Source organism: Pseudomonas sp. Irchel s3h9 (assembly GCF_900187475.1).
In the GTDB taxonomy this organism is placed as follows: Bacteria; Pseudomonadota; Gammaproteobacteria; order Pseudomonadales; family Pseudomonadaceae; genus Aquipseudomonas; species Aquipseudomonas neuropathica.
The window spans coordinates 180,137-189,323 of record NZ_FYDH01000015.1; the positions used below are offsets into that span (position 1 = coordinate 180,137).

At 57.5% G+C, this 9,187-nt stretch carries 9 protein-coding genes; 3 read left to right on the plus strand and 6 right to left on the minus strand.

What is annotated here, in order from left to right; genetic code table 11:
• Positions 1–31: 31 nt before the first annotated feature.
• From CKW26_RS23405 to hemJ, 4 genes are all read right to left on the minus strand, one after another.
• Entirely contained in the window at positions 32–820 is a 789-nt protein-coding gene (locus CKW26_RS23405; protein ID WP_093441854.1) for an SDR family oxidoreductase, read from the minus strand.
• 61 nt (positions 821–881) lie between these two features.
• Positions 882–1,832, minus strand: a complete 951-nt coding sequence (locus tag CKW26_RS23410; protein WP_095050329.1) for a DUF805 domain-containing protein — start codon at positions 1,830–1,832, stop codon at positions 882–884.
• Positions 1,833–1,910: 78 nt separating this feature from the next.
• On the minus strand, positions 1,911–2,882 hold the full coding sequence (locus tag CKW26_RS23415; protein ID WP_095050330.1) for a nitronate monooxygenase family protein: 972 nt from the start codon (positions 2,880–2,882) through the stop codon (positions 1,911–1,913).
• A 33-nt stretch (positions 2,883–2,915) separates the two neighbouring features.
• Positions 2,916–3,344 carry a protoporphyrinogen oxidase HemJ gene (gene hemJ / locus CKW26_RS23420; RefSeq protein ID WP_034155111.1) on the minus strand — a complete coding sequence of 143 codons (429 nt, stop codon included), beginning with the start codon at positions 3,342–3,344 and terminating at the stop codon, positions 2,916–2,918.
• A 133-nt stretch (positions 3,345–3,477) separates the two neighbouring features.
• On the opposite strand from hemJ, the gene argC reads away from it, so the two are divergent.
• Positions 3,478–4,512: an N-acetyl-gamma-glutamyl-phosphate reductase gene (gene argC / locus CKW26_RS23425; protein WP_034155112.1), complete on the plus strand. Its 1,035-nt coding sequence runs from the start codon at positions 3,478–3,480 to the stop codon at positions 4,510–4,512.
• A 168-nt stretch (positions 4,513–4,680) separates the two neighbouring features.
• Positions 4,681–5,031, plus strand: a complete 351-nt coding sequence (gene erpA / locus CKW26_RS23430) for an iron-sulfur cluster insertion protein ErpA (protein WP_008077999.1) — start codon at positions 4,681–4,683, stop codon at positions 5,029–5,031.
• Positions 5,032–5,102: 71 nt separating this feature from the next.
• On the opposite strand, the gene CKW26_RS23435 is transcribed toward erpA, so the two are convergent.
• Both CKW26_RS23435 and CKW26_RS23440 read right to left on the minus strand, forming a co-directional pair.
• On the minus strand, positions 5,103–6,194 hold the full coding sequence (locus CKW26_RS23435) for an anhydro-N-acetylmuramic acid kinase (RefSeq protein WP_095050331.1): 1,092 nt from the start codon (positions 6,192–6,194) through the stop codon (positions 5,103–5,105).
• Between the two features lie 3 nt (positions 6,195–6,197).
• On the minus strand, positions 6,198–7,616 hold the full coding sequence (locus tag CKW26_RS23440) for a peptidoglycan DD-metalloendopeptidase family protein (protein ID WP_095050332.1): 1,419 nt from the start codon (positions 7,614–7,616) through the stop codon (positions 6,198–6,200).
• A 212-nt stretch (positions 7,617–7,828) separates the two neighbouring features.
• Here CKW26_RS23440 and tyrS point away from each other — a divergent pair, with 212 nt between their 5' ends.
• Positions 7,829–9,028: a tyrosine--tRNA ligase gene (gene tyrS / locus CKW26_RS23445; protein ID WP_095050333.1), complete on the plus strand. Its 1,200-nt coding sequence runs from the start codon at positions 7,829–7,831 to the stop codon at positions 9,026–9,028.
• Positions 9,029–9,187: the final 159 nt, after the last annotated feature.

Here is a 9,187-nt window from a genome sequence, read left to right on the forward strand (position 1 = left end):
AATCGAGTGTACCGCGTTGAATCCGGTTTCTTCAGCGCGGGCAGTAAGCTTTATTGACCATACCGACGATGGTGCGATTGAGCCAGCGCGAGCCCAGTCGCGGCAAGAACGCGAACCAGCGGTTGCGTCGTCCGGGAATGATGATTGCGCGGTTCTTGTCGAGGGCGCGTACGGTGTATAGCGCGACTTCCTCCGGGCTCATCATTAACTTGCTGTCTTTGAGTTTGTCGCTGTTCAGCTGCGCCGTGCGGAAAAATGCCGTGCGTGTCGGGCCGGGGCAGAGTACCGAGACCTTCACCGCACTTTGTTTCAGTTCAACCCGCAAGGCTTCGGAGAAGTGCAGCACATACGCCTTGCTGGCGTAGTAAGTGCTCATCCAAGGGCCGGGATTGAAGGCGGCCACCGAGGCGACATTGAGAATCTGCCCGCCACCCTGCAGCGCCATGCTGTTGCCGATGGCGTGGCAGAGACGGGTGAGGGCGAGGATGTTCACTTCGATCAGATCCTGCTCGGTCATCCAGTCCTGTGCGAGAAACGGGCCGCAGGTGCCGATGCCGGCGCAATTGACGAGCAAGTCGATCTGTCGGTCACCTTCTTCCAGTTCCAGCAGGAAGCCGGACAGACGCAATGGCTCGCCCAGATCGCAGGCGCGGAACAGTACCTCGACGCCAAAACGCTGGGTCAATTCGATCGCAATGCTTTCGAGCTGATCACGCTGTCGGGCCACCAGAATCAGGCTGCGGCCACGCCGGGCCAGTGCTTCGGCCATCGCCAGGCCGATGCCGCTGGAGGCGCCGGTGATCAGTGCGTAACGGGTCATGCAATTCTCCATCGCAACAGCTCCGCGCCGGCGACGCGGGTGTCACGGCGGGGAGCGCTGTTCATTCTTTCGCAGAGTCTACAGGGGCCTGCGCCGCTTCGGCTGCCTCGTCGGCGGAATCCGCAGGCGTTTCGACCTCTACTTCGACTTCATCAGTGGTCACCGAGCCACTTTCGTAGCTGCTTTCCAGATTGCTTTCATATTCCTGCTGGATGGCTGAGATGCCGCCGAGCATTCCACCGACAAAAATCAGTGCGAAGAACACGATCCACAGTGAGCACAGCACTTTCACGGCGGTGCTGTTTGGCGGCGGGGGAGGGCCGTAGCGATTGGCGCCGGTGTTGCCCGGTACGACCATGATCACCAGCGGGAAGAAGCTGCCCACGAACGGTACAAGGTTCAATAGCCAGAGCCAGCCCGACCAGCCGATATCGTGCAGGCGCTGGACGCTGAACAGAATGCTGACGATCAGGAAGGCGATAAACAGGAAGAACGCGAAGATTCCGCCGATGATCAGGCCGGTGGTGGAATCGCCGCTGACCAGGCCAAGCGCCAACAGGGCGAATACCCCGATAATGGGCAGCGTGACCAGGCTCAGTACCATCGTCCATGCAAGAAAACGCAGGCGACCTATGCGGCCTTCGACGCTGAACGGCTTGAGCGTGGCGAACGCCGGAAGATGTTCCCCCACATTGGCGCGAGGCGGTGCATACGGGGAGTCCGGTTCTGCCACCACAGTGGAGTGTTCCTGGACGTCCGATAGATTCAGTTCGATTGCCGTCTCTGCTTCAATGCGTGCATCAATCCCGGTTTTGCTCAGAGCTTGTAGATAAGCCTGTGCATCGTTGTGGGACAGGTCGCGTTTGAGTGCTACGGCGCGGCCATTGAACAGGCGTTCGATGGCCGCCACTTCACTTTTGAAAAGATCAGCCAGATTGAGCTTGGCCGTAGTGATATCGACACCGGGCTGCAAAGCACCGTCGAATACGATCTTGTAACGGGGTTCGCTCATGGCCGAGGCATCCTTGTCGCGAATGGTTTGAAAGGTCGTCAGTGTAAGGCCAGTCTTGAGTCGACTTGCCCGGTTTTTTTATTCGCGCGGCCAGCGTTTTGGCAATTGTGCTGCGTGTTCCTGGGCTTGCCGGTATTCAGCGTCCAGCCGTGCGATCAATTGATCCACGCTCGGCAGGTCATCGATCTGTCCGACGCCTTGTCCGGCCGACCACACAGTCTTCCAGGCTTTGGCTTCATCATTGATTGGCTTGAGCTTGTCACCGAAATTCACTTCGCCTTTGCCTTGCAGAGCGGCCATGTCGAAACCGGCCGCTTCCAGGCTCTGCCGCATAAAGCTCGCCGGCACTCCCGAGACCGCTGGAGTATGGATGATGTCGGACGCCTTGGCTGTCAGCAGCATCTCCTTGTAGGCGTCGGGCGCATGACTTTCCGTGGTGCCGATAAATCGCGTACCGAAGTAGGCCAGATCCGCGCCGAGCAGCTGTGCGGCGAGAATCTCATGCCCGTGGTTAAGACATCCTGCAAGCAGCAGGGTTTTATCGAAGAACTGACGGATCTCGGCGATCAGCGCAAACGGACTCCAGGTCCCGGCATGGCCCCCGGCGCCGGCCGCCACAGCAATCAATCCGTCGACGCCGGCCTCGGCCGCTTTCTCGGCATGTCGGCGAGTGGTGACGTCATGGAAGACCAGGCCGCCATAACTGTGTACCGCGTCGACCAACTCCTTCACCGCGCCGAGGCTGGTGATGACGATCGGCACTTTGTGTTCGACGCAGATGTTCAGGTCTGCCTGCAAGCGCGGGTTGCTGTTGTGCACGATCAGGTTCACCGCGTACGGCGCCGGGTTGTCCAGTGTCGCCAGGCCCGCTTCGATCTGTTCCAGCCAGGCTTTGAATCCGCTGCTTTCGCGTTGGTTCAGCGCAGGAAAACTCCCGACCACGCCATTACGGCAGCAGGCGAGCACCAGCTCAGGGTTGGAAATCAGAAACATCGGCGCCGCCACTACAGGCAAACGCAGACGTTGTTCGAGCAAAGCGGGCAGCGACATTATGAACACCCCAAGGATCTGTACTTGTTGAAGTTAGAACGGCTTGACCACGACCAGAATTACGATAGCCAGCAATATCAGAACCGGCACTTCATTGAACCAGCGATAAAAGACATGGCTGCGGGTGTTCTCGCCACGGGCGAAACGTTTTACCTGCGCACCGCACATGTGGTGGTAGCCGATCAGCAAGACGACCAGGGTCAATTTGGCGTGAATCCAGCCGCCCATGCTGAAGATGCTCGGGTTGAGGTAAATCAGCCAGCCGCCGAAGATCAGCGTCGCAATCATCGCCGGGCCCATGATGCCGCGATACAGCTTGCGCTCCATGACACTGAAGCGCTCTTTGCTGATCGTGTCTTCGCTTTGCGCGTGATACACGAACAGACGCGGCAAGTAGAACAGCCCGGCAAACCAGCAAACGATGCTGACAATGTGAAAAGCTTTGATCCATAGATAGAGCATTTTTAGTTATTCCAGGTTCACGGTAAGCCGGATAGTAGAGGCTTGAGCGTCCGCACGTCACCTTGACGGTTGTCGCAGGGCCGCGCGGCCCCTATTATCGACGGCTTTCCAGTGGGTTCTTTGAGGGCAGGTTATGGTCAAGGTCGGTATCGTCGGCGGCACGGGTTACACCGGTGTCGAACTGCTGCGTCTGTTGGCGCAGCATCCGCAGGCAGAAGTGGTAGTGATCACTTCCCGATCCGAGGCCGGTCTGGCCGTGGCTGACATGTACCCGAACCTGCGCGGACACTACGACGGCCTGGCCTTCAGCGTCCCAGACATCAAGACCCTCGGCGCTTGCGACGTAGTGTTCTTCGCCACTCCGCACGGTGTGGCTCATGCGTTGGCCGGTGAATTGCTGGCAGCGGGCACCAAGGTCATCGACCTGTCGGCTGACTTCCGTCTGCAAGACGCTGAAGAGTGGGCCAAGTGGTACGGTCAGCCGCACGGCGCGCCTGAGTTGCTGGACGAAGCGGTTTACGGTCTGCCGGAAGTCAATCGCGAGCAGATCAAGAAGGCCCGCCTGATCGCGGTGCCGGGTTGCTACCCAACCGCTACGCAGCTGGGCTTTCTGCCGTTGCTCGAGGCTGGTCTGGCGGATACTTCGCGCTTGATCGCCGACTGCAAATCCGGCGTCAGCGGTGCTGGTCGCGGTGCGGCTGTCGGCTCGCTGTACTCCGAAACGTCAGAAAGCATGAAGGCCTATGCGGTGAAAGGTCACCGTCACCTGCCGGAAATTCGCCAGGGTCTGCGTCGCGCAGCGGGCAAGGATGTCGGTCTGACCTTCGTACCGCACCTGACTCCGATGATCCGTGGCATTCACTCGACGCTCTACGCGACCGTGGTTGATCGCTCGGTGGATCTGCAGGCGTTGTTTGAAAAGCGCTATGCCAACGAACCGTTCGTCGATGTGATGCCGGCCGGCAGCCATCCGGAAACCCGTAGCGTGCGCGGTGCCAACGTTTGCCGTATCGCCGTTCATCGTCCGCAGGATGGCGATCTGGTGGTGGTGCTGTCGGTGATCGACAACCTGGTCAAAGGTGCGTCGGGTCAAGCGGTGCAGAACATGAACATCCTGTTCGGGCTGGACGAGCGTTTCGGTCTGTCCCACGCCGGTATGCTGCCGTAACACTTTAAGCAGCACAGCCAAAAGGCCCGTTAAGCGGGCCTTTTTGCATTCTGAACAGTTCGTCGGGTTTATTGATATACCGTAACAATAGTTGACCGATTTTCTCGGACAAGCGGATAATGCGCGTCATCACGCATTATGGCGGCGTAACGCCGGGAGATAGTCAGCATGAGCGTCGAATCCTTCACCCCCACGGCTTTGCAATTCACCCACGGTGCCGCGCACAAGGTGAAGAGCCTGGTCGATGAAGAGGGGAATGATCGCTTGAAGCTGCGCGTATTCGTTACGGGCGGCGGTTGTTCAGGGTTTCAGTACGGTTTCACCTTCGATGAAGATGTGGCCGAGGACGACACCATCGTCGAGCGCGAAGGCGTGAGTCTGGTGGTGGATCCGATGAGCTTCCAGTACCTGGCCGGTGCTGAAGTGGACTACCAGGAAGGTCTGGAAGGTTCGCGCTTCGTGATCAAGAACCCTAACGCCACCACGACGTGTGGTTGCGGGTCTTCGTTCTCGATCTGATTGCTCCTCGCTCCAGATAACAAAACGCCGCAGAGCCTCACGGTTCTGCGGCGTTTTGCTGTGCTTAATCTTTAAGCGGGGTAGATAGCGCCAAGTATCCGCAGCCCGCGTGCGCCGGTGACGCTTGGGCGGTTGGCGGCGATGCCTTCTAGGCAGCAATGGGCCAGCCAGGCGAAGGCCATGGCTTCGACCCAGTCGGGGTCAACGCCGTGAGTGGCAGTGCTGGTGACTTTGGTGGTCGGCAGCAGCTCGGCCAGACGCTTCATCAGCGTGGCGTTGTGCGCCCCGCCGCCACAGACCAACAGTTCCTGAGTATCGGTTTGAGCGTTTTGCAAAGATTCAGTGATCGTCAACGCGGTCAGCTCAAGCAACGTCGCTTGCACGTTCTCGGCAGCAAAGGCTGGCAGGTGCGAGAGATGTTGTTCCAGCCAGGGCAGGTTGAACACTTCTCGGCCGGTACTTTTCGGCCCCTTGGTGACGAAGAACGGATCGCTGAGGAGTGCGTTTAGCAGTGTCGGCTCGACTGTACCTGTTTTAGCCCAGTCGCCATTGCGATCATAGTTTTCGCCGCGCTGCTGGTGAATCCAGGCGTCCATCAGCACATTCCCGGGGCCGCAGTCGAAACCGGCTACAGGTTTGGTCGGCTCAATCAGACTCAGATTGCTGAAACCGCCGACATTCAAGACGGCCTGGTTACCGGTACGCTCTTCAAATAACGCTTCATGAAATGCAGGTACCAGCGGAGCGCCTTGGCCACCGGCCGCCACATCACGACTGCGGAAATCGCTGACTACGGTGATACCGGTCAGTTCGGTCAGCAGAGCGGGGTTGCCGATCTGCACGGTGAAACCGCGTGCAGGCTCATGGCGAATGGTCTGGCCGTGGCTGCCTATCGCCCGAATGTCCTGCGGCTTGAGTCGCTGCTGATCGAGGAGGGTATGAATGCCCTGCGCAGCGAGTGTCACCCAGTTCTGCTGGGCAATCGCCGAGCGGGCGATTTCGTCAGGGCCGCTGGCGCATAAGCCAAGCAGCTCGGTGCGCAGGGATTCAGGCATGGGAATGTAATGCGTGGCGACCAGTTTGATCGCCGAGGTCTGTTCGATCAGGGCAATGTCCAGACCGTCGAGGCTGGTTCCGGACATCACGCCAATATACAGGGCCATGACTTAGCGCTTGCTCGAAGCCAGCATGGTGGCTTTCTCTTGATCCATGCGCGCCATCAGCGGCTGGCTCTGTGCAAGGAAGCGAGCGCGTTCGGCTTTGGCAATTGGATCAGCCATTGGCAGCTTCTGTCCCAGCGGATCGACGTGAACGCCGTTGACCTGGAACTCATAGTGCAAGTGCGGGCCGGTCGAGAGGCCGGTGGTGCCGATGTAGCCGATGACTTGGCCTTGCTTAACGGAACCGCCAGTCTTCACGCCTTTGGCGAAGCCTTGCATGTGGCCGTACAGCGTGCGGTAAGTGTTGCCGTGCTGGATGATCACCGTGTTGCCGTAGCCACCACGACGTCCGGCCAGCAACACTTTACCGTCACCCGCAGCCTTGATTGGCGTACCGCGTGGCGCAGCGTAATCCACGCCTTTGTGGGCGCGGATCTTGTTGAGAATCGGGTGTTTGCGGCCCATTGAGAACTTCGAGCTGATGCGGGCGAAATCCACCGGAGTACGGATGAACGCCTTGCGCATGCTGTTGCCGTCAGCGGTGTAGTAGCTGCTGTTGCCTTGCTTGTTGGTGTAGCGCACGGCGGTGTAGGTCTTGCCGCGGTTAGTGAAGCGAGCGGACAGGATAGGTCCGGTGCCGACGGCTTTGCCGTTGACCACTTTCTGCTCGTAGATCACATCGAATTCGTCACCCTGGCGGATGTCTTGAGCGAAATCGACGTCGTAGCCAAAGACGCTGGCCATATCCATGGTCAGACTATGGGAGAGACCGGCACGGGCTGCTGATTGTGAGAGCGAGCTATTGATTACGCCATGGACGTAAGCAGTTCGAACGGTTGGTTTTGCGGTAACCCGGTTGAAGGCATAACCCTTGTCATTCTTGGTCAGGGTAATGGTTTCGACGTCGCTGACCTTGCTGTGCAAACTGGTCAGTTGGCCTTCAGGATTCAATTCGAATTCGAGTTTCTGGCCATGCTTGAGTTGGCTGAACTGTTTGGCTTGTTTGTCGCTGGCCAGGACTTCGTGAACGGAGGCAGCCGGCAGGCCGACCTTTTCGAACAGGGTCGACAGGGTATCGCCCTTGGCAACGATGACTTCGCGATGGCCAGGCGCTTTTGGCTTTTCGGCGGCTGGCGTAGGTGCAGCCTCTGCGGTTTGCGGGGTGTTTTCGCTACTGTTTTCGATTTGAGCAAATGGCGAAGCTACTGGCTCATTTGTGGCTTGAGCTGCGTCAGCAGCGTCTTGATCTTGTGTCAGTTGTTCGGCAGGACTTTCCAGTTCAAGGCTCAGGGTCGTCTTTTTGGCTTCAACATCACTGGAAGGGAATACCAGGAGTGCCAGGCTGAGAAGGGCGGCGATTCCACTTGCGGCGAGCAGGTGGGTCTTCGGGTAAAGCGGAGGCGCTTTAGACGGTTCTGTGGTCATAAGTAATTTTGACTTTGAAAAAAGATGAATTGGAAAAGATGAATGACATGATGAAGATGAAATAACTGTATAAAATATAACCAAATCATCTCTGAAGCAAGTCTGCAGACGCCGCGTTTGTGGATTGGTGTCCGTGCGCCGGGCAAAACTTGTAATTGGTGCACGATCTTGTATGGTTGGTTCCCTTTGAATCTGAGCCTTGCGGGTCTGTTATGAAGTCGGTTGAAGAGCAGCTAGCGCTGATTAAACGTGGTGCGGAAGAACTATTGGTCGAGTCCGAGCTGATCGAGAAGCTCAAGCGCGGCCAACCGCTGCGTATCAAGGCTGGTTTCGATCCGACCGCTCCGGATCTGCATTTGGGCCACACGGTGCTTATTAATAAGCTGCGCCAGTTCCAGGAGCTGGGGCATCAAGTTATCTTCCTTATAGGTGACTTCACCGGAATGATCGGTGATCCGAGCGGCAAGAGTGCTACGCGTCCTCCGTTGACTCGTGAGCAGGTTCTGGAAAACGCCGAGACTTACAAGACGCAGGTGTTCAAGATTCTTGATCCGGCGAAAACCGAAGTTGCGTTCAACTCCACCTGGATGGACAAGATGGGGCCGGCGGACTTCATCCGCCTGACCTCTCAGTACACCGTGGCGCGCATGCTTGAGCGTGACGACTTCGATAAGCGCTACACCACCAATCAGCCAATCGCTATTCACGAGTTCCTCTATCCGCTGGTGCAGGGATACGATTCGGTTGCGCTGCGGGCGGATGTCGAGCTGGGTGGTACCGATCAGAAATTCAACTTGCTGATGGGGCGTGAGTTGCAGCGTGGTTACGGTCAAGAGGCTCAATGCATTTTGACCATGCCGCTGCTCGAAGGTCTGGATGGCGTGAAGAAGATGTCCAAATCCTTGGGCAACTACGTCGGTATCCAGGAGGCGCCGGGCGTCATGTATAGCAAGCTGGTTTCGATTCCGGATGCATTGATGTGGCGTTATTTTGAGCTGCTCAGCTTCCGCTCGATGGATGAGATCAATGCGCTGCGTGCTGATGTAGAAGCCGGTGCCAATCCGCGTGATGTCAAAATCAAACTGGCGGAAGAGATCGTCGCGCGTTTCCATGGTGAAGAGGCTGCGGCTAATGCTCATCGTGCAGCGGGCAATCGCATGAAGGATGGCGAGCTGCCGGATGATCTGCCAGAGATCGAGTTGGTATCTACTGAAGATATGCCGATCGCTGCTGTTCTTAATAAGGCGGGGTTGGTCAAGAACTCGGCGGCAGCGCGTGATCTGTTGGCGTCTGGTGGTGTGCGCGTCGATGGTGCAGTCGTTGATCGCTCCTTTATATATGTACTGGGCGCGACTCACGTTTGCCAGGCTGGCAAGAAGGCGTTTGCGCGTATCACTCTGAAATCTGAGTGATTGCTGAAAATAAGTGTTGACGGCGAATTTCAGATGTCTATAATTCGCCCCACTTCCGGCGCAGTCGAAACGGAAAACTCCTTGAGATTCAATGGGTTATGTAGGTTTCGGCGGCAGGTTGCTTCAGTTCATCGAAGCCAGAAGGAAGTTGAAAAAAGA

What these genes read in the sequence shown, in the direction of transcription:
- CKW26_RS23405 (WP_093441854.1), bottom strand. Translation starts at nt 820, where the DNA reads ATGACCCGTTACGCACTGATCACCGGCGCCTCCAGCGGCATCGGCCTG.
- CKW26_RS23410 (WP_095050329.1), bottom strand. Translation starts at nt 1,832, where the DNA reads ATGAGCGAACCCCGTTACAAGATCGTATTCGACGGTGCTTTGCAGCCC.
- CKW26_RS23415 (WP_095050330.1), bottom strand. Translation starts at nt 2,882, where the DNA reads ATGTCGCTGCCCGCTTTGCTCGAACAACGTCTGCGTTTGCCTGTAGTG.
- hemJ (WP_034155111.1), bottom strand. Translation starts at nt 3,344, where the DNA reads ATGCTCTATCTATGGATCAAAGCTTTTCACATTGTCAGCATCGTTTGC.
- argC (WP_034155112.1), top strand. Translation starts at nt 3,478, where the DNA reads ATGGTCAAGGTCGGTATCGTCGGCGGCACGGGTTACACCGGTGTCGAA.
- erpA (WP_008077999.1), top strand. Translation starts at nt 4,681, where the DNA reads ATGAGCGTCGAATCCTTCACCCCCACGGCTTTGCAATTCACCCACGGT.
- CKW26_RS23435 (WP_095050331.1), bottom strand. Translation starts at nt 6,194, where the DNA reads ATGGCCCTGTATATTGGCGTGATGTCCGGAACCAGCCTCGACGGTCTG.
- CKW26_RS23440 (WP_095050332.1), bottom strand. Translation starts at nt 7,616, where the DNA reads ATGACCACAGAACCGTCTAAAGCGCCTCCGCTTTACCCGAAGACCCAC.
- tyrS (WP_095050333.1), top strand. Translation starts at nt 7,829, where the DNA reads ATGAAGTCGGTTGAAGAGCAGCTAGCGCTGATTAAACGTGGTGCGGAA.